This window comes from Ruegeria sp. AH12 (genome assembly GCF_056541465.1).
In genome coordinates, this window is sequence record NZ_JBQFYL010000111.1 from 1 (window position 1) to 868 (window position 868).

The 868-nt window shown below is 59.2% G+C and carries 1 protein-coding gene; it reads right to left on the reverse strand.

Annotation, left to right across the window (positions count from 1 at the left end; translation table 11 throughout):
• The coding region (locus ACR0EL_RS21980; RefSeq protein ID WP_480502288.1) for a tripartite tricarboxylate transporter substrate binding protein at positions 1-868 on the reverse strand (868 nt) is incomplete at both ends.

Consider the following 868-nt stretch of genomic DNA (forward strand, 5'->3'; position numbering starts at 1 on the left):
TGCTGTTCCAGGAACGATTGGAAATCAGCACCCGAGTTGTGGATGTTCACCCAACCGTTACGGGCGCGGACCTCTTCCCATTCAGGTGTGTCATACATCTTGGCGATGGCTTCTTGATAAGCGACCAGCTTGTCCTCTGGCAGACCAGGAGCAGCAAAGAACCCACGCCAGTTCACGAAAGTTGTGTCGATGCCCTGCTCTTTCATTGTCTGCGCATCAGGGGCTGCATCCACGCGCTCTTCTGCGGTGACGCCAATGATCTTCACCTCACCTGCATTCGCCAGATCGACAGCCTCCGAGAAACCGGTCGATAGCGCGGCGATCTCACCGGACAGAAGCGCGGCCATCGCTTTGCCACCTGCATCATAGGGGATGTACTTCACGCCCAAAGCGTCCTTGCCTGCCGCTTCCATCACCATGGCCGCGACCAGATGGTCCATCCCGCCCGGCACAGAACCGCCGCCGATGGCCGTTGTACTTGGATCGGCGTCATAAGCGGCTAGCAGGTCCGCCATTGAATTGATGGGGCTGTCTTTGCCCACAACAATCGCGGCGTAATCGCCGATCGTGCCCGAGACCAGTGTCAGGTCGCGGAAATTGTGCGGGAACACTCCGGTCAGAGAGCGGATCACGATCGGGGTCGAGTTGACCATAAGCGTGCCGTGGTTGCTGTCGGCGTTTTCGATCAGATATCCAATGGCTTTACCACCGCCGCCGCCCGACATGTTTTCGTAGGATGCAGTTCCCACGAGACCCGCATTCGTCAGCGCCTCACCGGTGCCACGGGCCGTGCCGTCCCAGCCGCCTCCTGCGCCACCGGGGATCAGAAAGTGGATGCTATCTACGACCTCTTCAGCGAAAGTCGGTC